Origin of the sequence: Bradyrhizobium shewense (assembly GCF_900094605.1) — a bacterium.
GTDB classification, from domain to species: domain Bacteria; phylum Pseudomonadota; class Alphaproteobacteria; order Rhizobiales; family Xanthobacteraceae; genus Bradyrhizobium; species Bradyrhizobium shewense.
The window spans coordinates 454,227-479,485 of the sequence record NZ_FMAI01000001.1 but is presented as its reverse complement, the minus strand read 5'-3'; the positions used below and the strand labels follow the sequence as shown (position 1 = coordinate 479,485).

At 65.1% G+C, this 25,259-nt stretch carries 7 protein-coding genes; 4 read left to right on the top strand and 3 right to left on the bottom strand.

The genetic code is table 11. From position 1 onward, the window contains the following. Nucleotides 1-89 precede the first annotated feature (89 nt). Together GA0061098_RS02005 and GA0061098_RS02000 are read left to right on the top strand one after the other, a co-directional pair. A complete protein-coding gene (locus tag GA0061098_RS02005) occupies nucleotides 90-998 on the top strand; it encodes a LysR family transcriptional regulator (RefSeq protein WP_165637099.1) in 909 nt (302 codons plus the stop codon). A gap of 459 nt (nucleotides 999-1,457) precedes the next feature. Next, nucleotides 1,458-1,934: a hypothetical protein gene (locus tag GA0061098_RS02000; protein ID WP_091952840.1), complete on the top strand. Its 477-nt coding sequence runs from the start codon at nucleotides 1,458-1,460 to the stop codon at nucleotides 1,932-1,934. 269 nt (nucleotides 1,935-2,203) lie between these two features. On the opposite strand, the gene GA0061098_RS01995 is transcribed toward GA0061098_RS02000, so the two are convergent. From GA0061098_RS01995 to GA0061098_RS01985, 3 genes are all read right to left on the bottom strand, one after another. Next, nucleotides 2,204-3,163 carry a c-type cytochrome gene (locus GA0061098_RS01995; protein ID WP_245323138.1) on the bottom strand — a complete coding sequence of 320 codons (960 nt, stop codon included), beginning with the start codon at nucleotides 3,161-3,163 and terminating at the stop codon, nucleotides 2,204-2,206. A gap of 220 nt (nucleotides 3,164-3,383) precedes the next feature. Further along, complete coding sequence (locus tag GA0061098_RS01990) at nucleotides 3,384-6,077, bottom strand: hybrid sensor histidine kinase/response regulator (RefSeq protein WP_091952836.1); 2,694 nt, start codon at nucleotides 6,075-6,077, stop codon at nucleotides 3,384-3,386. After that, on the bottom strand, nucleotides 6,074-7,105 hold the full coding sequence (locus tag GA0061098_RS01985) for an ABC transporter substrate-binding protein (RefSeq protein WP_091952834.1): 1,032 nt from the start codon (nucleotides 7,103-7,105) through the stop codon (nucleotides 6,074-6,076). The genes GA0061098_RS01990 and GA0061098_RS01985 overlap by 4 nt, the downstream gene beginning before the upstream one ends. A 293-nt stretch (nucleotides 7,106-7,398) precedes the next feature. On the opposite strand from GA0061098_RS01985, the gene GA0061098_RS01980 reads away from it, so the two are divergent. Together GA0061098_RS01980 and GA0061098_RS01975 are read left to right on the top strand one after the other, a co-directional pair. Then, a complete protein-coding gene (locus GA0061098_RS01980; protein ID WP_091952832.1) occupies nucleotides 7,399-8,148 on the top strand; it encodes a hypothetical protein in 750 nt (249 codons plus the stop codon). Nucleotides 8,149-8,217: 69 nt separating this feature from the next. Further along, the gene (locus tag GA0061098_RS01975) at nucleotides 8,218-25,254 is read left to right on the top strand and encodes a leukotoxin LktA family filamentous adhesin (RefSeq protein WP_091952830.1); all 17,037 of its coding nucleotides are present in this window, start codon (nucleotides 8,218-8,220) and stop codon (nucleotides 25,252-25,254) included. The last annotated feature ends 5 nt before the right edge of the window (nucleotides 25,255-25,259 follow it).

Here is a 25,259-nt window from a genome sequence, read left to right as displayed (position 1 = left end):
GGAAATATCGTTCCGCTTTGGATTGGAGACAATCCATGCAAATATGACGGCTATGTCTACGATTTGGAAACAATCGGCGGAAGCAGCCCTTGGATAAGCTTGGTAGCCTCCGCGCGTTCGTGAAAGTGGTCGAAAGCGGCAGTTTTGCCGAAGCGGGCCGGCAGTTGCGGCTGTCGCGCTCGGCGATCAGCAAATACGTCGCCGACCTCGAGGAGAGCCTCGGCGTGCAGCTCCTGAACCGGACCACGCGGCATGCCAGCCCGACCGAGAACGGCCAGCGCTACTTCGAGCGCGCGCTCGTCATCCTCTCGGAGATCGAGGCCGCCGACCAGGCGGTGACGCAGGCCCAGTCGGCGCCGCGCGGATTGTTGCGCGTCAACGCGCCGATGTCGTTCGGCACGATGCGGCTCGGTCCCGTGCTCGCCGATTTCATGGCGCGCTATGGCGAACTCCAGCTCCAGATCGTGCTCAGCGACGACCTGCTCGATCCCGTCCAGGACGGTTTTGACGTGACCTTGCGGATCGCGGAACTGGAATCGTCGAGCTTGATCGCGCGAAAAATCATGCCGGTGGCGCGCATGATCTGCGCTTCGCCGGATTATCTCGCACGTCACGGCACGCCAAAGCACCCGCAGGATCTGCGCGAGCACGCCTCGCTGACCTACGGCTTCCTGCTCACCGGCAATCAGTGGAAGCTTACCGGCGCGGATGGCGATCACTGGATCCAGCCGGCCTGGTCGCTCTGCGTCAACAATGCCGAGGTGCTGCGCGACGTCGCGATCAAGGGCAGGGGGCTGGCGCTGCTGCCGGAGTTCATCGCTGCCGACGCGTTGAAGAAGGGCGAGCTGCGGGCGGTACTGCAAGACTATTCCGCGCCGCCGCTGGCGCTCTATGCGGTCTATCCGCCGACGCGGCATTTGTCGGTGAAGGTGCGGCTGTTCATCGACTTTCTCGTTGAGCGGTTTGGGCGGGAAGATGAGCGCGTGCGCACGCGCTGAGGCTGGGTCGGAAAGCCATGACTCTGCCCGGGCAACGGCTCGCAGCGATCTATCGCGATGAGTCAAGAAGGCGAGTTACACGGCGGACACTCAGGGGATTTGCCTTTGAGGGGTGAGCGGCAAGGGTTCTCCTATTGTCAACGTTGCTGACAGTGATTCCCGGAATTGCTCTCCCGCGAACGATTGGATGAAGTCCGGCGACCAGCAAAGGCAATGATGATTGTGCCTTTGCTGAGAGTCCGCGCAGTGGCTGGATACGATTATACCGCACCGGAAAGTTGAACTTTCTTCCCGTGCCTTGGGACTCATATTTGCGTCCCGACTTCGCGCCTCAGGACAGAGAGAGTTCAGCCGCTGTCGGGGCGTTCCGAGGGCTCTCTTCCGTGCCACCGCGAAGAGCCGGGCACGATGAGTAGCTCACACTTCTCGACTTGATTTCAACAAGCGCAGGAGGAAGCTATGCGGAAGTCTCTCAGCTTTTTGCTTTCTGGCGTGGCATTGGCCGTCGCGGCATCGACTGCTGTAGCCGGTGAGCGGGTGCTTGAGTTCAAGCTGGTTACGAAGCCAATCGACCTCAAGGTAATAGAGGCCGCAAACGTCGAGGGACAGACGGTTGTCTCTGGCAAATTCTTTGGGGTCGCCGTCTTCAACGATGGCCGTATCGGAGTGAAAGAGTTCGTCAATACTTCGGACTTGCTCAAAGGGTCGGGCCCCTTCTTCGGCTACAGCACGTACACGTTCGAGGAAGGCTCGATTACGGCGCGCTACACCGGTTCGGCCAAAGACGGCAAATCAACGGGCGAATACACCATCCTGTCGGGCACAGGTGCCTACGCGAACGCCACGGGTACGGGAACAATCGAAAGCGCGCCGAACCCATTCAAGGGCGTCAACCTGCTGAACATAAAGCTCGTCGTTAAAACGTCCGGTTCGTGACAGCGCAATGGTCACAGGTCCCACAGGAAGGAAGCTAATTCCTTGGGTGGCGTGTTGGCTCGGCCGGCGGCACATTGCCGGCCGGGCGACCTGCTGAAGAACCGACTGGAATCGTTGAGGTTGACCTCCTTCTTGGCCAGCTGACCGGAATAAGTCCGCGCGCAGACATGGTAGGAGCGAACGCTTAGGGTGGCTTTGGGCCAGAATCGGACCCTGATGAGCGCAGGAAAGCGCGCCGGCTGGCCCATTCTGCACAGCCCCGAAGAATGTTAGGGCTTGAGCGACGCTGAAAAGGCAACCAGCGCGATCATGTCGTCCACGCTGAGATTCTCGACAACCGGTTTCATGAGTTCGCTGTTGGCGCCCTTCCGCGCGCCCGATTTGAAGTCATAGAGCTGCCGGAACATGTAGGTGGGCGAACGGGACGCAATCCCCGGTGCGATGGCAGTCCCATTGAGGTCAGTGCCGTGACAGACCGCGCACTGGACGCGCGGATCGCTGTTCGCTGCCAGCGTCTGTCCTTTTTGAACGCTGCCTACCGGGACGTAGGCGATGAAACGAGCGCGCGAGTCCCGGCTGACAAAGTGTTCAACGTTTTCCGGTATCTCGATGATGCGCTGGCCAATGGGCTCTTTCTCGGCGCCGTCCAGCGGAGCCAGGAACAGGTCTCTCACCTGTGTTTTTGGCACCGCCTCGGCCTCGACGACGACAATATTCGATCTGGGCTTGATGGAGGCGAAGTAGCCTGCCGCCTCTGCGAGTTCTTGATCGGTCACCGCTTTGGACAACTTGATCATCAGGTCGGTGGCGACGCGAGACGCAGAGTTCGTGCGCAGACCCGTCTTGAACTCCGCCGTTTGCTGAATGATGTATTCCGCGGAGAGGCCAAATAGGCTGGCATTCTCAGGACCGCCCGGTCCGTCTGCCCGGTGGCAGACGCCGCACGCGAACACCTCTGGCTTTCTCCCCCTCGCCACGATCTCTGGCATTGGTAGATGATCGTCCGGATGCCAGTCGGGCGCGGCGAACAGATCGCGCAACTGCGTGAGCGTAAAACCGGCTGCGCTGTCAGGAACGTGCCTGATCGTGCCATCGTCAGGCGTGCGTTGAAAATTGGGCGGGTTGACCGGGTAGGCCCATGCTGGCGGGCCCTCCTGGATTTGCGCTCGCGCCCCCGCCGGGGTGAGCAATGCCAACGAGAACACCCATAGAGCGGTTGGAAATCTCATGGCTCTCGACCTCCCAGCGCGTCGGTGAAGCCAAACTGTACTTCCCGAAGGCGAAGATCAGGAGCGGCTAACCGACCGCTTGTCGGGCGACGGGACGCCGCAGCTCCTCCGCCACATCGAAAACACCATTCAACGCCGGGGACTCGCAGACGTCAATGTGCGATTTCAGCCGTCTTGGCCTGCTCAGGGTCAAAACGCTAAGAGCTCGATCTGAGAAAATCTAGCTGACCGACCGCTGCACGGCGGGCCGGAGCAGATCGTCGAGCGCGCTCATCGACGCTGCTCGCAGCAAAGCGAGCTCGCGCGCGGCGCGCTGGCAGTCGGGCGGGGACATGGAGGGCGCCGCCAGCTCGATCTCGCGGCAGCGCTCGAACAGGCGGACGAGGCCGAGCGCGCCGGCGGCGCTGCCGAGTTGATGTGCGTGTCGGGCGAACTGTTTGTGGTCGCCGGTCGCGGCAGCCTTGGTGATGTCGTCGATCAGCTTTTCGCTGGTCTCCTCCAGCAAGTGGTGGAGCTTTGTGATTTGCGCGGCGCCGAGCAGCTCTTTCTGGTCGTCGAGATAGTGCCGGTCGATCAAGGCGCCGGCTGCGAGTTGCACGGCTGCCGGCTCGATCTCCGGATCTTCCTCGATCGCCTCGCGCAACGCGTTGATCAGGATCGGCTTGCTGACGATCTGGACAATGCCTGCGTCGGCGAGCCGCTCGCGTGCGCTGGAGGACACGTCCGCGGTGACGGCGATGATGCGCGGCATCTTCGGCAGACCGAGCTTGCCGATCCGCGACGCCGCCTCGACGCCGTCCATGTCGGGCATGTGCAGATCCATCAGGATGATGTCGAACGTCTGACCGCTGGCGAGCTCAATGGCCGACGCACCGTTTCTGGCAATGATCGCGCGGTGGCCGAGCCGCTTCAGGATCGCTTCGCCGACCTCGCAATTGACGGGATCGTCGTCGACCAGCAGCACGCGAAGCTGCCGCGACGGCGGCGGAAGCGCGCCTTGTGCGATACCGCTCGCGGCGAGGCCGAGCGGCACTACAAGCATGAACGTGCTGCCCGCGCCCGGCGTGCTCTCCACCGTCAGCTCGCCGCGCATCAAACGGCTGAGACGCCGCGCGATTGCGAGTCCGAGGCCGGTGCCGCCGAACCGCCGCGCGATGCTGTCGTCCGCCTGAACGAAATCCTCAAAAATCCGCTCATGCATGTCGGGGGCGATGCCGATGCCGGTGTCGCGAACGCTAACGCGCAGCAGGATATGACCGTCATAGCGCTCGGCGGCTGCGTTGACGGCGATCCCGCCTGATGGTGTGAACTTGATCGCGTTGCCGATCAAATTGAGCAGGATGCGATTGAGCCGCACGGGATCGCCGTGCACGGAGGTATTGACCGTGGCATCGCAGGCGAGGTCAAAAGTCAGTCCCTTGCCGAAGGCCTGGGGCCGCATCAGGTCGGCGGCCGTCTCGATCAGCTGGTCGAGGCGGAAATTACGCGGCTCCAGGGTTTCGGCGCTGGCCTCCAGGCGCGCATATTCCAGGATGGCATCGACCAGCGCGATCAGCGTCTCACCCGATGTGGCCGCGGTCGTGAGGTGGCGCCGCTGCGCTTCGCCGAGCTTGCCGTCGTCGAGCAGCTGAAGCACCCCCATGACGCCGTTCAGCGGCGTACGCAGTTCGTGGCTGACGACGGCGAGGAAGCGCGATTTGGTCTCATTGGCCGCCACCGCCGCGCTGCGCGCGCGCTCGGCGGCATCGTGCTCGGCGAGGGCCTGATCGCGCGCTTTCTCCAGCTCGGAGGTGCGCTCGATCACCTTGCGCTCCAGCGTCGCGTAGGAATAGCGCAGCTGCGCGGCCATCCGGTTGAACTGGTCGCCGAGCGCTTCCAGCTCGTCGCCGGTCTTGATCGCGAGCCGCAGGCCGAGATCGCCGCTCCCGATCCGCCGCGCGCCCTGCGTCAGGAGCTGGATCGGCCCCGTCATGCGCCGGCTGAGAAAGAGAGAGACCAGCACCGCTCCGGCCAGCAGGACGACGAGGAGAAAGGTCGAACGGCCAATCGACGCATAGATCGGCGCATAGGCTTCGCTGAGCGGCAGCTCGACGAACACCAGCAGGCCGAGCGAAGGGACCGTTGCATAGGTCGACAGCACGCGCTGACCGGACAGGTCCTCCTTGACCAGGCCGCCGGAGGGCGGCCCCACGCCGTCAAGCGCGGCGCGGACGTCGGCATGGCCGGAGAGATCGCTGCGTTGCAGGGCCCGCCACAAATCGGGATGCGCGATCAAGACCCCCGTGCGGTCCACCACGTAGGCCTTGCCGGTGTTGCCGACCCTGATCCCGGCGACGAGGTCCCAGATGAAACGCAGATTGACCTCGGCGACGATCACATTGGGATTGCGGCCAATTCCCCGCGTGGCGAGCGTCATGAAGGGTTCGGTGTCGCCGAAGAAATAGACCGGCCCGTAATAGGCCCGGCTTTCGTTGGCTCCGCGAAAGGCGGGCGAGGCGGAGAGGTCGGCTTTACTGCCGATTCGGTCTGCCACACGGCGGGACACACGCATCTGTTCAAGCCCGTGCGAGTCGAGCTCGGCGATTTCCGCGATCGCCGGGGAGAGACGCAGGAGACGGATGGCGTTCAGGCGTTCGTCTTCGTTGGTCGACAGCTCCGGCGGCAGGCGCGAGAGCCATCGGATCTGGTTTTCGATCTGGCCGATGAATTGGCCGATCTGAATCGCCGCGGACGCTGCCTGCTCGCGCTGGGTCGCGGCCAGAAGCTGCTTCTGCTCGCGATAGGAGAACCAGACGTCGAAGCCGGTGTTGATGGCGAGCGCGGCAAAGGCGAGGGCGACGATCGAGTAGAGATATTTGCGGAACAGCCGGCCGGGAGGCGTTCGCAAATGTCCCTGGTCGACCGTTTCGTTCACTCGCGGATCTCGTCGGCGCGCGCGAGCAGCGTGAATGGTATGGTCAATCCCAGCGTGCGGGCGACGGTGCGGTTGATCAAGAGCTCGTATTTCCGCGGCGATTGCACCGGCAGGTCGCCGGCCTTGGTGCCGCGCAGGATGAGATCGACATAGTCGGCCGAGCGCACTTCCAGCGTCGGCCCGTAGCTCATCAATCCGCCGGCCTCCATGAAGTAGTGGAACGGATAGATCGTGGGCACGCGATACTTGGCCGCCGCCGCAACGACCGCCTTCCGGTTGACGACCAGGAAGCTGTCGACCAGCGCAATCATTGCCGCCTTGGGCGGCTCGGTGAAGCGCCTGACGGCTTCGTCGATGTCCGCCGGCGCGTTGACGGGGGCGGGGATTGCGGACACTCCGGACTCGGCCGCCTCTTGCTCGATCGAGTCGAGGAAGAAGCGCCCGCCGCGAGGGGTGGTCGTAGGGTTGAACAGGATACCGACGCGCGCAAGATCAGGCACGGCCTCGCGGATCAGCTGCAGCCATTTGCCGCCCATCTCGGCAGTGCTGTTGGTGAAGCCGGTGACGTTGCCGCCGGGATGCGCAAGGCTTTCGACGAAGCCATTGCCGACGGGATCGTTGGCGGTCGCGAAGACGATCGGGATGGTCCTGGTGGCGGCAAGGACCGCCGCGGTTTCGACCGTCGACCCCGTCAGGATCACGTCCGGCTTCAGCTCCAGCAATTCCTGAATCGCGGCCTTGAGCCGGTCCGGTCCGCCGAAGGTCGAACGGAGCTCGAGGCGGAAGTTGGCGCCTTCGACCCAGCCGCGCTGCCTCAAGCCGGCGACGAGGCCGCCGAGGCGGGAGGTCGTGCTGTCGATCATGCTCCGCCGGGTCAGTTCGTCGTCGAGCGGCAATGCGGTCAACGATGCGACGATCCGCATGCGATCCGATGTTGCGCCGAGCGCGACCCATCCCGCGGCGGTTGCGCCCGCAAGGCGAATGAACCCGCGGCGATCGACCGCGAGAGCGGAAGGCCGTTCGGTCATGAAACTCTTCGCATGATGGCTTGCCCCGGAGCGGATGCTTAGCGCGAACGGCCGGCATCCACAATTGATGAAAAAATGCGCTTATGAATGCTCATTCGCAGCGTTTGGCAGCCCGATACCGTATTCCTACGCTGCCAAAGAGTCGCTGTTTCGAGCGTTGTCTCCTTCGTGACGCCTTGTAACGCCTTCGCGTTGCAACATTTTCCGTCTCGGCTGCGACGACGGTGCGGGGAAGGCGATTTCGCAGCTGCCGATTTTTGAAGCGTTGTTTCAAGTTTTTTCGAAGGTTCTCGATGCGCAAAATCTATCTCATTCCGGCCGTCGTCGGCCTGCTCACCTCCATTGCAGCCGGACCGCTCGCGGCCCAGGGCGCCGTGCCAAAGCAGAAGGCTGCACCGGCACCCAAAGCCGCTGCGGCCGGTGCTCCCGCTGCAGCCGGCACGTCTGTCGCCGCCGGGGCGAATTCGGCCGAGACACCGGCCGCGGACGACAAGATCAAGGCGATCGACGGTTTCCGCTCCGCCAAGTTCGGCATGAACGAGGCCGATGTGCGTGCGGCGATGACGAAGGATTTCAACGCCAAGCCCGACGCCATCAAGTCACAGGACAACGCGTCCGAGCTGACGCACAGCCTGCTGTATTCGGCTCCCGACCTGCTGCCGAACGGCGGCACCGCGGAGCTCTCCTACGTGTTCGGCTACAAGTCGAAGTCGCTGATCCAGGTCGGCGCGGTCTGGTCAAAGGGGACTGACGCAGCGATCACGCCGGAGAAGCTGTTCTCCAACGCCAACATCCTGCGCGCCCATTTCATGGGCGAAGGCTTCAAGCCCGACTCCATCGCGGTCAACATGCCCGTCGCCGGCGGCATCGTGATGTTCCGGGGCAGCGACGCCAAGGATCGCTCGGTGATCCTGCTGCTCCAGGGCACGTTCGAGAACAAGGAGAACAACCAGCGTGTGCTGACGCCGACCAGCCTGCTGCTGTTCTACGTGGCCGACGCCAAGAGCCCCGACATCTTCAAGCTGCCGCCCGGCCAGTTCTGATGTCTGGATCGCACGACATTCTCCCACCCGGTTGTGGATCGGCGCCAATGCCGATGACGAGGATCTGAAATGCGCGGACCATCTGCGGCGCGAGACAATGACGAGCGGACGACGCTGCGCCGGCTGGCGCGGTTTCGTTCGATGTCGCTGCTGTGCTCGATGCAGATGGTGTTCCTGCCGGTGTTCAGCGTCCGCGTTCATGCGCAGACGGCGAACGTCATCGTTCCCGATGGACGGACCGGGACCAGCCTTCAGACCTCCGGCAGCGTCACCAACGTCACGACGTCGACGGTCTCGGGCAACAACGCCTTCAACTCGTTCTCGCAGTTCAGCGTCGGGCAGGGCAACACCGTCAACCTGCAACTGCCGACCGGGACGCGAAACCTCGTCAACATCGTTCGCGACGCGCCGGTCTACGTCAACGGCACGCTGAATTCCTACATGAACGGTGCGATCGGCGGTAACGTCTATTTCGCCGACCCCAAGGGGTTCGTGGTCGGCCGCAGCGGCGTGGTCAATGTCGGCAGCCTCAACGTCTCGACCCCGACGCGCGAGTTCACCGACAGCCTGATCGGTCCCGGAGGCGCGATCAACGGCACGGCGGTCGGCAATCTCATGGCGGGCTCGTTCCCGGTCTCGCCCGACGGCAACATCCGCATCTACGGCCGCGTCAATGCCCAGGACGGCGTGCGCCTGACCGGGCAGAACGTCTTCGTCGGCGGCGCGACCCAGCGCGACATCGCCAATCTCGACCACGCCGCAAAGTTCGCGGCCTCGGTCAATTCCAAGGGCCTGCGCAGCGCCAGCTCGATCACCGTCAGCAACGGTTCGATCCATATCGGCGCCGTCAACAACGCTCGCGTCAACGGCCGCCTGACCGCGCACAGCAAGACCTCGACGCCGAGCAACATCACGGTGCAGGCCGGCAACAACATCGATATCGGCAAGAACGCCAGGCTGAACATTGCCAGCAAGACCGGCGATGCCGGCGAGATCCGCCTGAAGGCGGCGCAGAACCTGACCGTGGCGGGTGGGGCCAGGTTCAACGCCAGCGCCAAGACCGGCAACGCCGGTCTCGTCGACTTCAGCGCGAACGGCATCATCGACATCGGTCAAGGCATCAAGGTCAACCTCAGCGCGGCCAACGGCAAGGCCGGCACGCTGCTGATCGACCCGACCGACCTGGTTGTCGGCGATGCCGCCCAGGGCGACACCGGCGTGACGCTTTCGAACAGCTCCGTCGCGGCTGCGCTCGCCGGGCTCAGCGCCGGTGCCAATTACCTCATCCAGGCTGATCATTCCATTACGCTCGCCGCGCATGCGATGATCGATGCCCGCCGTCTCGATGGCTCCGGCCATTCGACCGGCAACGCCAACAACGTCATCATCGACGCGCCGAACATCGAGATCATGAATGGCGCGCAGATCCTGGCGCAGTCGGTCAATTTCGGCGGGACCACCTATACCGACGGCAACGTCACGCTGACGGCAGCGGCGAGCGACATCAAGCTGTCCGGCCAAGCCACCGCCGCGACGGCGATCATTGTCGACGGCAAGATCACCGGCGGCACCGTCTCGATCACCGCGACCTCGACCGCCGTATCGAGTTTCCTCGACGGTTCGCCAGTCGGGGCCTTGGCGCTCGTCGGCTCGACGCTTGCCGGCTCGCTGCTGGGCCTCAATGGCGGCTATGTCGCGGCCAGCGCCACGGCGACCATCAACATCAACAGCCATGCCGACATCAACGGCCGCGGCGACGTCAACATTTCCGCGCATGCATCGGAGACCGCCTCGGATCCGGCGATCGCGTCCACCTTGCTCGGCAGCCTCACGCCGGTCGCGGCCGGCGTGGTCGTCGGCAAGATCGACGGCACCGCCACCACCAACGTGGCCTCGGGCGCGACGATCAATGCCGGCGGCAACCTCGAAATCAAGGCGCTCAATGATGCGACCATCGCCGTCTCTGCCCTCGCGGCATCGACGAGCGCGCAGATCGTCCCGACGGTGGCCTATTCCAAGGGCTCAGTGACCACGACCGCCAACGTCGAGACCGGCGCGCATCTTGCGGCGGGTCTGGTGAATACGAGCGGCAGCACCCTGAAAGTGCGTGCGATCAACAACAACTCGTTCTCGACCAGCGCAACGTCGGTCGCGGCACCCGGGACGGGTGCGAGCGGCGCCGTCGGGGGAGCGTTGGCCATCAGCGACATCACGACGTCCGTGACCGCAACGCTCGGCGCATCGCTCGGAACCAGTGCTGCCAACCGGATGAACGGCTCCGTTCTGGTCGAGGCGACGTCCGACACCACGAGCAATTCCACGATGGCTTCGTCCATCGCCGGTTTGCCGGCGCTGATCGCAGCGATCGAACGAGGACTGCGCGCCGTCACCTCGCCGACGTCGATCATCAGGGATCACATGGGATCGCTGGTGCCGCTGAATTTCGATTTCAAGGTTGCGGGCGCACTGTCGCTGGCCAACAGCACCCAGAGCGCGACCGCTGCGATCGCGCAGAATCCGAGCGGCGGCGCGCCGAGCATCTATGCGAGCGGCAACGTCGCGGTTGCCAGCAACGTCATCGATCGCGGCGTTCGCAGCAATGCGACCTCCAGCGCGATCACGAAGGACCCGGTGTCGGGCGAGAGCACGGCGATCAGCGCCGCCGTTGCATGGGGCAATTTCACCCACAATTCGAACGCCTATGTCGGCGGGGGGGCCCGAATCAACGCGGCGAACATCGCCGTCGATGCCACCACCGAATTGCCGATCACCAACTCCTGGCTGAAGTGGGATGGGTTGGGTGCGGTGCTGAGCCACCTCAACGGCAATCTCGGCGTCGGCGGCAACATCCTGACCAGCTACGCCAATGCCACGGCGGACGCCGGCGACACGATCGGCATCGCCGGTTCGCTGAACCATTTCGTCGTCAACAACAACACGACGGCCTGGGTTGCCGGCGATGCGAACCTGACCACGACCTGCACCAGCGCGGCCTGCGGCAGCAGCTGGTCGGTCGGGATGGACAATGGCGACGTCCATACCTACAATACCACCCTCCAGGTCGCGGCGACGACGACGACCGCGTCGATCGACGCTGCCGGCAATGTCGGCACGCTCGGCTTCCTGACAGGCAACACCTCGGGCGGCTCTTCGGTCGGCGGCGCGCTCAATCTCGTCCAGTTCAACACCAACACCATCGCCGGCATTTCGGACGGTGCGACAGTGCGCGCGGCGGACGACATCGCCGTCAACGCGATCACCTCGGATCAGTTCATCGCGGTCGCGCCGACCAGCGGCAAGGCCGCCGGCACGCTGGCGCTGAACGGCATTACTTCGCTCGGGTTCCTGAACAACACGACCCACGCGTCGATCTCGAGCCAGGCCACCGTCTATGCGCCGACAGTCGGCATCCTGGCGCAGCAGGATCTGTCGGTCGTGACGCTGGCCGGCGCGATGAGCCGAAATACCAGCGGCGGTTCGGCGGTCGGGTTGGCCGTTGCCTATCTCGGCGCAAATGCCGATACCTCCGCCTATATCGGTGACAACCGTTCCGACATTCGGCCCGGCGTGTTCAGCTCGAACGATCCGTTCGCCGGCAATGGCGGCGGCAGCGGCGCGGTCAATGTCGACAATCTCACGATCAGCGCGACCACCTCCGGACGCATCACGGCGGCCGCCGTCGCGGCATCGATTTCCGAGCCGCAGGCGTCCAGTTTCTCCGACAAGGCGGGCGCCGCCGGCGCCGGTGCGACCGGAGGGACCGCCGGTGTTGCGACGGCCGCGAGCAAGATCAGTTCGAGCTCGGGATCGAGCACCGACGGTTTCAGCATCGATCTCGCCGGTAGTTCGTCGGTAAGCGACGTCTCGCTCGGCACCAGCGCCTATATCAGGAACACGACGGTCAACAAGTACACCACGACCGGCACCGTACTGACCAATACGATCGTTCAGGCGCTCAACGACACCATGCTCAACAATGGTTCCGGGTCCGCGGCGCTCAATCTGGCCGGGGCGTCCGCTCAGGGCGCGGCAATCGGCGGCGCCATCGCGGCGGCGATGTCCGACAACGCGACACTTGCCTATATCTACGGCACCACCATGAACAACCAGAGTTCGGTGACGGTGCAGGCGCTCAATGGCGGCTCGGAGACGGTCGTCGCCATCGGCGTTGCGGGATCGAAATCCAATGCGGCGTCGCTGTCGGCCTCCGTCGGCATCATCACGGACAGCGCCAACGCCTATATCGAGAGCTCGACGATCACGGGCCAGTCCGCTGGCGTCAATCGCGCGCTCGAAGTCGATGCCTACCAGACCACGAACATCGCGATCGGCGGCGGCTCGCTCTATATCTCGGGTGGCCAGGCCGGCGTCGGCATCGGGCTGACCTATGCGTCGATCGCCGATCCCACCGGCGGGAACGCGACCGACGCGCATATCCGTAGCACCTCGATCTCGAATTACGACACCCTGCTGGTGCTGGCCGACAGCGCCAGCGTGATTGCGGCCGGTGCGGCCTCGGGCGGGGCGGGGTCCAACGGACTGGCCGGCGCGATCGTCGTCAGCGAGATCTCGCCCACCACGACGGCCTACATCAACAGCGGCTCGACGGTGAGCATCAACGTCGGGCGCGTGACGGTGCTCGCGGACAGCGGCGCGGTGTCGGCGCTGGATACGGCGCTCGGAAACCTCGTCAGGACGTCGAACAACAATCATCTCGCCACAGACACCTGCACGGTTGCCGGCGGCACAGGCGGGCAGAACTGCATCGACTTCAGCGCGGCGGCGCTTAACGACGGCACGGGGAATGGTCCGGGCGCCAGCATCGTCTCCGTTGCGGGGCTCATCCAGGCCGGCAAGAACAATGTCGGCGCCTCGATCATCTATGACACCATCGCAACCACGCATTCGGCTTATATCGCCAATGTTCTGATGTCGGCGGTCAGCAATGTCAGCGTGAGCGCGGTCGATTCATCGAAGATCCAGTCGGTCACGATCGGCCTCGGTCTGGCGACCGGACAGTTTGCAGGCGTCGGCGGCACGACGATCAGCTCGATCGCCAATACCGTCTCGGCGGCCATCGGCAACAATCTGTCCAGCACGACGCAATCGTCCGTCACGGCCCGCAACATCTCCGTCAGTGCGACCGACAATTCCAGTATCACCGGGACCGCCGCGATCGCGAGCGCCTCGTCGCAAGGCAGCGCCGCAGGTCTGGCGCTGGTCTACAGCAGCATCGCCAACAATGTCAGCGCCGGCGTCACCGGCTCCAAGCTGACGGCCTCGGGCAGCGTTGCCGTCGGTGCGAACTCGAATGCCAGCATTTCGACGGTCGCCGTCGGTGTCGCGATGTCCTCGCAGGTCGGGCTGGCCGGCTCGGTCGCCACCAATCTGATGGGGACCAACGTCACGGCCAGCATCACCGCTGCCGGTATCAACGGCATCAACGGTGCCGACGTCACCGCCGCCAACAATGTCGGCGTGATCGCCGGCAACAACGACAAGGCGGCCGTGTTCGCCGGCGCCTTGTCGATCAGCAAGGGCGCGGCCGGCGGCGCAGGTTCGCTGGTGACCAACCAGATCACGGGAACCACCGCAGCCTATATCACCGGGGCGAACACCAAGGTCGATGCGCTCGGAACCAGTTCGTCCGATACGCTGTCGGTCAACAACGGCACGCTCGTCCACGCGTTCGATCTCGGCGCCGCCCATGCGCCGACCGACACTACGCCCGACCTCTCCGAGAACCAGGACACCGTGCGCGGCCTTGCCGTGGTGGCGAGCTCGCACCAGGCCGTGGTGACCAACGTCGCCTCGCTTGCTGCGAGCTCCAGCATCGCCATCATGATCAACCCCATCACCAATGTGATGAGCGGGTCGACCAGGGCCTATATCGACAGCGCGAGCATCGACACGCGCCTGAGCTCGTCGACGCTGGCGCCGCAGATCGAGGTCGCCGCGTCGAGCTTCTCCTATTCCGGCGCGTTCGGCGCCGGCATCGCCTACGGCAGCAGCGGCGGCGGTGGCGCCACGATCATCTCGACCACGATGTCGCGCGAGACCTTGGCCTACATCACCAATGCCACGGTTGGCGGCGTGCAGTCGTCGAGCGCAACGGTCGGCGCCGTCACCGTCAAGGCCAATGCCGAGCAGGATGCCTCGTCGATCGCCGTCGGCTTCAACACCGGCTCGGTCGGTCTGAACGTCTTCCAGGCGACCACGGAAGCCTATGTCGACGGCGGCGCGCTGACGGCCGCGTCACTGACGGTGAATGCCACCAATAACACCGGCATCTTCTCTGCAAACGGCTCCGGCGCCTATGGCAGCCAGGCCGCGATCGGCGCGGCGTTCCTGGTGCAGGTCTCCTCGAACCGGACCGAGGCTTATGTCGGCGACGAATTCCACTATCAGGGCAATGGCGCGGCACACACCACCGCGCTCAACCTGAGCGGCGCGCTCGACGTCGAGGCCAAGACCAAGAACCGCTTCGAGGCCTATGCGATCGGCGGCGCGCTCTCGACCGGCACGGCTGCGATCGCGGGCATGGCGAACATCGAGATCGCCAACAACACCACGATCGCCGGCGTCTACGACACCACGCTGCAATCGGCGACGGGTGGTGCGGCGGGCGCGGTCACCATCAACGCCAACGAGGACGTGGCGATCAAGGAGATCGCGGGTGCGCTCGCGGTCGGCGCCAGCGGGGGAGGCGTCGGCGTCGGCGCCGCAGCCAACGTCATCGTGTTCAAGAGTCGGACCGTTGCCGAAAGCTGGAACAGCAATCTGAACTCGTCAGGCGCGATCAACGTCAATGCGCTCAGCACCAAGGAGGTGCTGTCCTACGCGGTCACCGCCGGCATCGGCGGCAGCGTCGGCATCGGCGCGACCGTCGGCGTCATCATCATCGGCACCAACACTGCGGACGCCGACACCCAGGGCCAGCAGACCGGCCAGCTCAACCAGAACGGCAACGGCACCATCGCGTCCGTGAACAATCGCACCAGCAACGCGCAGGGCAGCAACGCCGTCGCCAGCGGCACCGCCGGCAATCCGAACAGCGCCAATGTCAGCTCGACCTACGACGTCAGCAATGTGCTGAGCGGCGGCAACGACGTCGTCGTCGCGCAGATCGCGGGCGGCAACGTCACGGGCACACAGGTCAATGTCGCCGCGACCAGCGCCAACGCGGCCAAGATGTATCTGCTCGGCGCGGGCTTTGCGAAGAACGTCGGCATCGGGGCCGGCATTGGCTACACCAGCGTCAACAGCACCGTGCTCGCCAATCTGAGTGACTACGGACGCAACGGCTCCGGCGTGCTGGTGGCGGCCGATACGCCTTTGGCCGTCTCGGCACCGATTGTCACCGTTGCGGCGGTCGTCAAGGACGCGACTACCGGGCCTTATGCCGGCAAGACCATCGACACCGAGGCCATCGCCGGCGGTGCGGCGCTTTACTTTGGCGCCCAGGCGGCTGTCGCGGTCGGCAATGTCAGCAACTCCGTGGTGGCGCTGCTCGGCGGCCAGATCACCGGCGCGAGCGGCACCGGCAATGGCGCCGCCGTCATGGCGCAGGATTCGACGACCCAGGTCGTCTTCACCGGCGGTGTCACCGGCGGTGCCGTGGCGGTCGGTGCTTCGGTCGCAACAGCAAGCCGAGCGAGCTCTGTCGCCGCGAGGGTTCTGAACGGCGCCACGGTCAACGTCGCGACCTTGGCAGTTGGCGCAAGCGGTGCCGGCACGCTGACGACGACGGCCACCGCGCTCGGCGGCGGCATCGTCGCGGGCGTCGGTGCGGATGCGGAGGCGCACGAGAGCTCGTCCGTGCTGGCCGAGATCGGCAATAGTGCCTCGATCACGACGTCTGCGGCCGGCGTCGGCACGCTGGTGTCGGCGTCGATCACGCCCAATCTTTCGAGCGAGGCGATTGGCGTTTCGGTCGGCGGCGGTGCCGTCGGCGTCGCCATCGCCCAGTCCACGGTCGGCGCCACGGTGACGGCCGATGTCGGCGACAACACGAGCTTCTCGGGCGGCGCGCTCGGCGTGACCGCGATGGCGCTCGTCCCAATCATCGGTACGCAGACTAACGCTGACGGAACCACGACGACAATCTATGGCACGACGACCTACGCCAAGGCGCTCGCCGGCGGCGGCGGCTCGCTGATCGGCGCGCAGGGCAGCTACGCCAAGGCGTCGGAGAACGCGACGGTCAGCGCCTATGGCGGGACGGGGATCAGGCTTCCCAACGCCGACGTGACCATCGCGGCTGAAAACGACAGCGCCCAATATGCCGAGGCGACGGGCCTCTCGAGCGGGTTCCTGGCGCTCGGCGCCACCGTCGCGCAGACCTCGTCCAGCGCGCACACCTACGCCTATCTCGGTGCGCCTGCCGATATGGATAATCTCAATCACGGCAATTACACGGGCATCCTCCGGATCACGGCCACCAGCACGGATACCAACGTCTCCAACGCAACGGTCGGCGCGGGCGGCACCTATGCCGGCGCGGCGGCGGTCGCCACCACCAGCTCGACCGCCGTGACCAACGCGCGGTTCGACGGCGGAACGACGGACGACACGCTTTATTTCGGCGGTCTTCGCATCAACGCCCTGCACACCACGAATTATGCCGCGAACGGCGACGCCTACCAGGCGTCCACGGCCGGCGTCTCGGCGGGCAAGGCGCAGAACGACGTGAACTCGACCACCACGGCCGAGATCGGAACGCACCTGATCATCAATTCGGCGGGCGGCAACATGGTCGTCATCGCCAACGACGTCGTCAACCAGGGCGGCGGTGGCGCGCGCTCGGGTTCCGGCGGCACGTTCTCGGGCGCGGCCGCGCTGAGCACCTCGACCGTCACCCAGACCGTCAACACCAATATCGGCGCCGGCACGGTGCTGAGCCTCAACGGCGATCCGCGCACGTCGGCGGCGTTCATCAATATCGAGGCCTACAACACGCTGAACACCAACGACACGGCGAGCCTCGCCACAGCCAGCTTCTTCGCCGGCGGCGGCGCCGAATCCAACATGACGGCGACCGCCACGCTCGCGGTCAACATCAACGCCCGCGAGCTGTTCAGCGTCGGCAAGATCTATGTCGGCACGGCCGCGAAGATGGCGGCTGCGAACAACGCCAATGCCAGCCTCTACGGCGCGATCGCGGGCGTCGGTGCCAGCACCAACAGCTGGGTCCACGCCAACCAGGCCGTCAATGTCGGCGCCGGCACGAAGATCGTGGCCTGGCGCGACATCAACATCTACGCCGGCCTCGCCGGCGACGGCAGCGTCTTCAGCAGCGTGCAGGCGACGGCGACGACGGTCGTCTACAACAACACCGCGATCCCGATCTCCGCGCTTTACCGCGGCACGGCCAATGCCGACGACACCACCAGCCTGACGCTCGCGCCCACCTCGAGCATCCTCGGCGCGCGCGACATCTATCTGGGCGCAACGCAGGGGCAGGTCACGGCGGCCGGCAACGGCAGCAATTACAATCCATATCTGGACATCTTCAGCGCCAAGAACAGCGACAATCACAGCCACACCAGCGGAACCGGCGATGTCGCGCTCAACGGCCTGGTGGTGGCGGGCATCAACAACGATGTGACAATCACGATCGAGCTCGGCGCGAGCACGCCGACCCTGAGCACGACCAGCCCTTACTCCGCGCTGACCCTCGAGTCCGTTTCCGACGTCAATCACTTCAGCCCGGTGATGAGCTGGAATCACCAGACGGTCCAGTACACCGTGGTCGGCAACTTCAATCCCTACCAGCTGGTGGTCAATCAGCTGGCGGCGCTGACCGGCCTGACCCAGGCGCAGGTCCGCTCTCAGCTTGCGGCGGCGACGCCGACGGCGCCCGCGACGATGGCGCCGTCCGGCACCGATCCGACCGGCGACATCCAGCGCCAGATCGACACCTTGATCAAGCAGGCGCCGTTCACCTCCGACGCGCCCGGCAACGCCTTCGCGTTCGGCGACATCCTGGTGTCCGCCGGCAATGTCTCGATCCTGGCGCAGAAGCTGACCGGCAACAGCGGCTCGAACCCGGCCGCGCCGGCGGTCATCGCGCGCAGCTCGCCCTTGATCAAGATCGAGAACAAGGGCCTCGACTTCATGAGCCTGGGCAACCTCACGGTCACCGATGTGAGCGGAGGAAACATCACCTACCGCCAGATCGACCATGTCGACCCGGATTCGCACTCCAACGTGACCTTCACCGCGATGCCGAGCGCGACTCCGGTCATCGATGTCTCGGCCACCTACAACCGCCTGGATCCCGACTCCGGCCAGGGCATTGACCAGAACGGCAATCTGCTGACCCGCACGCCCGACATCTACTTCAACGGTGCCGCCAACAACGCGAACGGCCTGCTCAAGATCGTCAACAATCTCGGCAGTGTCGTCGCATCGCAGTCACTCAGCGCCGCGACCGTTCAGATCGTGGTGCCCAAGGGCACCTTCACCTTCCTCGGCGGCATCGGCAGCTTCTACGACAGCGGCAGCGCGGTCACTTCGCAATGGGCGAGCACCGAAAATCGGCCGGAAGACGCGCTGACGGCGGTGATGACGGCGGCGACCTATCTCGGCGCCTACGGCGACTACTATACCGCTCCGCATATCGGTTCGGGAACCGATCACCCTTATTTCTACTACTGCTGCGCCGATGGCAGCCACGGCGTGTATCAACCGGTCTCCAACGCCGACGCCAGCACGATCTTCACCGCGCGCATGCTGATGACGTATTACGACGGCCTCTCGCTCTATTCGGCCATCTTCCTGCCGATAGGCCGGGGCACGCCTGGGAACACCAGCACTCCCGATGCCGGCAGCGTGCCGGACATCCCGACCCTCAAGATCATCGAGGGGCAGTCGCCGGACTCGACCAATGTCGTGCTCGCGCAGTGGAAGAAAACGACTTATGACGGCCGGAACGTTTACACCGATAGCGGTCCGTACAAGACGCCGTTCAATTGTGCGAGAGACTGCGACAGCTCGGGCTTCTTCCAGGTCATCAATATCCAGCCGGATGCGATCACGCCGAAGACCGCGGACGCGCCGGCCACCGCGACTGCCACCCGGACCATCAGCGGCCAGGCGGTCATCATCTCGGCGTCGGTGATCAACATCAACGGCACCATCCAGGCCGGCTCGAGCAGCAACTACTCGGTCGACATCGGCGCCGCGGCGTACGATGCCATCTATGGCAGCAACGGCCTCAAGAACCGCAACAATGGCGCGGATTTTGCCGCGGCCCAGGCCAATGCGCGGAACGGCGTCTATTACGACGTCTCGGGCGCCGTAACGGCGTCGGCCAGCGGCGATGCCAAGATCGGGGTCAGGTACAACGCTCTCACCGACCAGCTCATCCTGAACGGCGTGGCGCAGGGCGCCGGCGGCTACGTCTATCTGAACGGCAAGATCATCTCGACCTCGACCGACAACACCCAGACCCAGGGAAACATCGAGATCAAAGGCGGCGCCGGCACGGTCACGGTCAACAACACCAGCGGGCTCCAGCTCGTCACCAACACCATCAATACCAGCGCCACCGCCCAGAGCGTGGTCGAGATCGTCGACCAGCTCCAGGGGAAGACGACGTGGTATGTCTACGATCCCAAGGCGGCGAGCAACCAGCAGGTAACGAAATACGAGACCAACAGCGTCACCGCGGCCGCGATCGACCCGTCGATGGTTACATCCAGGACCGGTACGGCAGGCATCCAGTACGCGACGCAGGCGAACATGCTCTATCAGTGGGTCGACACTGCGACGCTGGATCGTCTGCCCACCAGCACGCAGTTCGACTACGGCTGGCACTTCACGCCCAATCAGGTCACCGGCGAGAACTGGACCCGCTCGACCAGCCTGGTTTCAGGCACGCAGAGCAGCAACTATCAGAAAGTCACCACCGCCACCGGCAGCTATCACTGGGCGGGAGGCGTGAACCCGGATGGGACCCCCGTTGGACTTAACACCCACTCCAACGCTTGCTGCGGCGCGGATGCCCAATACAACTGGTACCAGCAAATCTACGATCATTTGACGCTCACGCTGACCAACACGGTCAAGGCGTCGAACCCGATCAACATCAAGTTCACCGGCGGCAGCAGCAGCGACGTCGTGGTCAATTCGACTTCCGGCATCGTCATCAACGGGTCGATCAACAACCAGCAGGGGACGACGACGCTCGCCGCCACCGGCGCCAACTCGTCCATCACGGTCGGCGCCAATGCCAACAACCCGGTGATCTCGGGGACGAGCGTGACGCTTCGGGGTGACGGCGGCATCGGCACGCTCGGCGCCAGCAAGAGTCCGGTCCAGATGCAGATCTATGGCGGCAGCCTGACCGCCAGCTCGATCGACCACGACATCGCGATCTCGGCGATCGGCGCGCTGTCGATCAACCAGGTGAAGGTGAATTCGGCAGGCGCCACGCCGCAGGGCAACGTCTTCCTCTCGGCGACCGGCGACATCAACTCGGCCTCCGCCTACAACCCCGCCAACCCCGTCGTGATCGGCAAGAACATCGAGATCAACTCCGCCTCGGGTGCGATCGGCGCGACGAGCGCCGTCGTCAATGGCGCATCCACCCTGACCAACATCAATCCGCTGGTGATCCAGGCGACCGGAACGGTGCAGGCGAGCGGGGCCGTCGATGGCGGCGTGCTCGACAGCGCCTCGGCCACCGGCACCTACATCGTCCAGTCCAAGGGCGACCTCCGCCTCGGCACGATCCAGTCGACCGGCGGCCCGGTCTTCCTGGAAGCCGCCGGCTCAGACGGCAACCAGGCCAGTATCCTCAACGGCCGGGCGGCGGTCGGTCTCACCCAGGCGCAGAGCCAGCATCTCCAGAGCGTTTGGGCGAGCCTCGACCTGCTCAGCGGCAACGCCGCCACCAACGCCGTCAACAGCTACCAGTCGATGGTGACGTCGGCCTACAACGACTATTTCCAGCTCAAGAACATCGCCTTCCCGAACGGCAGCACCTACAACCCGACCTCTGTTGGGCTGACGGTGCTGCGGGCGCAAGTGGCGGCCAAGCTCGGCATCGACCCAGCCAACGTCACGACGACGCAGATGAAGACCGAGGCCACGACGCGGTTCCTGCGGGATCAGTTCCTGCTCGGCCAGATCAACACCGCCGAGCTCAAGAGCTCGCTGACCACATTGCTCGGCACCGCACCTGCAGACCCGCTGGCGTCAGTGTTCGGCAGCTCGCTCTCGACGACCCTGTTCACCAAGCTGTTCGACGGCGTCGCAACCAATCAGCAGTACATGCCGACCAATGCCGCGCTGCAGTCGGCCCTGCAACCGGGCCATTTCAGCTCGACCTACACCTATACGCTGGCATCGACCGAGCGGGTCTATGGCATCATCACCGCGGGCTCGCAGTGGACCCAGAGCCAGCTCGCCTACACGGTGTCGTCGTCGGCTGTTGGCGCGGCACCGCCGCCGATCGACGACAACGTCATCGCCAATGTCAGTGCCAACCAGATCATGCTCTACGCGCCGCGCGGCTCGGTCGGCAATTCGGCCGCGCCCCAGACGTTCACGTTCACCAGCGTCGATTCCTCGTCGCTGACGCCGGAGCAGAGGGGCCTGCTCGCCACAGCCGGTCCCGGTCAGCTCACCGTCGGCGCGGTCACGGACCCGACGACCCATGTCACGACCTATACGGTCAGCCTGTCGCAGCAGAACCTCGTCGTGGTCGACAACCCGATCGCGATCTCGGCCAAGGCGCTGACCAACGTCTATCTCGGCAGCAAGAACAGCCTTGCGCTCGGCGGCGTCACCGCGAATTACGGCCCGATCACGGCCGCGCAGGCCAACGGCATCGAGGTGACCGGCCGCGGCGACGTCAAGCTCGACGCCGTGACCAACATCTCCGCCAATGTGGGCGGGGCCGTGATTTCGGGCGATATCGCCAACCTGACCCTGATCGCCGAGCACGGCAATGTCGGCGCCCCCGGGGCCGCCGGAAGCAATCCCGCGACCAACGCGAACGCGCTTCAGATCGCGTTTGCCGACCCGGGTAACGACCAGCTCGACCAGGTCTCGTCGGCGCAGGGCATCTATGTGAAGCAGACCACCGGCGATCTCATCCTTGGCAACATCGCCGCCGGCAATGCGATCCAGCTCGCCGCGACCGGCAGCATCTACGCCGAAGCCGGCTTCACGGACCGCTCCGCGATCCACATCCTTGGCACCGACCTCGACCTGCGCGCCGGCGGCAGCATCGGCTTCAACGGCTCGACCTTCCAGCCGCTGCAGGTGAACATCTCCGGCGCGGTGACCGGCTCGGCGGTCGGCGACCTCAGCATCCTCGCGGTGACCGGCGATCTCGCGGTCGGCACGAGCGGTCCCTATGGGGCGCTGACGGCCGGCGGCGCGTTGACGCTGAACGCGGCGCGCGGTGCGCTCACCATCAATACTGGCATCACCAGCCACGGCCTGATGCAGCTGCTGGCCAACCGCGGCATGACCTTTGCCGCCGGCACCAGCGCGGCGCCGGTGGTTGCGACCAGCAACTCGGACGGCGTGACGCTGGTGGCTTCCACCCTGTCGATGGGCGCTTATTCCGCCATCAACGCGGCCGGACTGATCTCGGTGACGACCACGGGCGATGCGACGATCGGCCAGCTGAATTCGTCGCTGTCCTATGCGGCCGCCTCGAACACCCCGTCGATCATCGTCACCGCCGGCGGCGTCGCTTCGCTCGGCGCGATCATCGACAATGGCGACGGCCAGACCAAGTTCATCGCCTCCGGTGCGGGCGCCGAACTCTCGGTGAGCGCATCGAACGGCATCGGCAGCGCGACCGGCCGGTTCACCGTCAGTGCCGCGCGTCTATCGGCGAGCGCGAGCGCCGGCGACATCTACGTCAAGGTTCTCACCGACAGCGAGGTGAGCCTGCTGTCCGCGGTGAAGGGCAGTGTGGACATCATCGGCACCGGCGGACTGACGCTCGACCAGGTGCTGGCGGGCACGGCGACGGGCGCGAGCGGATCTTTCCGCGCCATCGCCAACAATGGAAGCATCCTCATCGGCACCGCCGACAGCAGCGGTTCGCAGTCGATCCATGCGACCCAGAACGTGACGTTCAAGTCGCTTGCGACCACGGGCAATAGCGGTGACGTCGGCAACATCAACGTCACCGCCGACAACGGCTTCATCCTGGCCCAGACGGTGACCTCTGGCGGCGTGACCACGCTGGGCTCGGTCTCGGCCCATGGCTCGGCGACGCTGCTGGCGGCGACGACCATCACCGGCAATACGCTCGCCGCCACGACCGGCTCGGGGCTGCTGACTGCAACCGGCCCGATCAACTGGAACGTCCTCAACGTCGGCACGACACTGGGCGCGGCGTCGAGTCAGGACAGCATCACCCTCCAGACCGCGCAGAGCGGCGGGACGCAGACCATTCGCGCCCGCGACAACGTCAGCTTCAACGCGCTGACGGCGACCGGCATCAACGGCGATGCCGGCAGCATCAACGTCACCGCCGACCACGGCTTCATCCTGGCGCAGACGGTGACCTCTGGCGGCGTGACCACGCTGGGCTCGGTCTCGGCCCATGGCTCGGCGAGCCTCGTTGCGGCCACGACCATCACCGGCAACACGCTCGCCGCCACGACCGGCTCGGGGCTGCTGACTGCAACCGGCCCGATCAACTGGAACGTCCTCAACGTCGGCACGACACTGGGCGCGGCGTCGAGTCAGGACAGCATCACCCTCCAGACCGCGCAGAGCGGCGGGACGCAGACCATTCATGCCCGCGACAACGTCACCTTCAACGCGCTGACGGCGATGGGCATCAACGGCGATGCCGGCAGCATCAACGTCACCGCGGACAACGGTTTCATCCTCGCGCAGACCGTGAGTTCAGGCGGCGTGCCGACGCTTGGCTCGGTCTCGGCCCACGGCTCGGCGAGATTGATCGCGGCGGGTACCAATACCGGCCATAACCTCACGACCACGACCGGCAACGCAGTCCTCAGCGGCACGGTCGTTCATTGGGATAATCTTAACGTTGGCGGCGCGCTCGACGTCACCGCGACGACCGGAGGGATCACCGTCGGCACCGCCATCAGCGGCGGCACGCAGACCCTGCATGCCGTGAACGACGTCGTCTTCAGCCAGCTCACCACGACGGGGATCCCGGGCGATGCCGGCGACCTCAACATCAAGTCCGACACGGGCTCGCTCCGCGGCGGATCGATCTCCGCGCACGGCGACACGCATTTCGATGTGGTCGGGCCGGTCTCGCTCGACCGGATCAGCGGCGACATCGTCAAGATGACCTCGTCGGGTGATTTGACGATCAACTGGGTCAGCGTCGTGCGGGAGCTCGACCTCGCGGCTGATACGATCAACGTCAAGGGTGAGCAGATCCGTTCGAACCCGGCGGTCCCGCTGATCCTGAACGTCACCGGCTACAACGGCGGCGTTGCGAAGTCCGCCAACATCTCGATCGACCCCGACCACATCATCGTCAACCAGTTCAGGGTGGTGGACGCGACCTTCTGGACCGATGCGCCGGCTGTCTCGATCCTGAACGGCTATGTGCCGGGCCAGCTCATGCTCACCACGGCGACCCAGCAGATACTCTTGAACAACCGCACGCCGGCGCCGTCCAACTGGCCGTCACTCCAGCTCTACCAGCCGGGCGGCGTGTTCACGATGAGCCAGACCGGCAACGCCAATGTCAGCAACGCCTATGTGGTGTTCTACACCGGCGACGTCTCGGCGACCGTCACCAATTACGGGCCGACCCACACCTGCTGCTATAGCTTCACCGGCGCCAGCATGGCGCGCAACATCTCGGTCGACGGCGAGGGCAAAGAGAGCATCGAGACCTGGCTGGCGAAGAAGGACGGGGGCACGTTCTACCTGCTCGGTCTCTCCGGCCAGGCGCGGCTCGACGCGCTGCTGACGCCACGGCCAGTCGAGGCCGTCGGGTCCGGCCCCGCCGTCAACATCGAAGGGCTCAGCGACATGCGCAAGCTGCGCCAGAAGGGGCAGCGTGCGGGACGTCCGGGCTGGAAGGATGCGGCGGTTGAAACGGCGAAGCCGGCCGTTGGCCGTCTCGCACAGGCATGGTAATTGGA

Excerpts from the sequence above, each read along its gene's own strand:
- GA0061098_RS02000 (WP_091952840.1), top strand. The coding sequence starts at position 1,458 with ATGCGGAAGTCTCTCAGCTTTTTGCTTTCTGGCGTGGCATTGGCCGTC.
- GA0061098_RS01995 (WP_245323138.1), bottom strand. The coding sequence starts at position 3,163 with ATGAGATTTCCAACCGCTCTATGGGTGTTCTCGTTGGCATTGCTCACC.
- GA0061098_RS01985 (WP_091952834.1), bottom strand. The coding sequence starts at position 7,105 with ATGACCGAACGGCCTTCCGCTCTCGCGGTCGATCGCCGCGGGTTCATT.
- GA0061098_RS01980 (WP_091952832.1), top strand. The coding sequence starts at position 7,399 with ATGCGCAAAATCTATCTCATTCCGGCCGTCGTCGGCCTGCTCACCTCC.
- GA0061098_RS01975 (WP_091952830.1), top strand. The coding sequence starts at position 8,218 with ATGCGCGGACCATCTGCGGCGCGAGACAATGACGAGCGGACGACGCTG.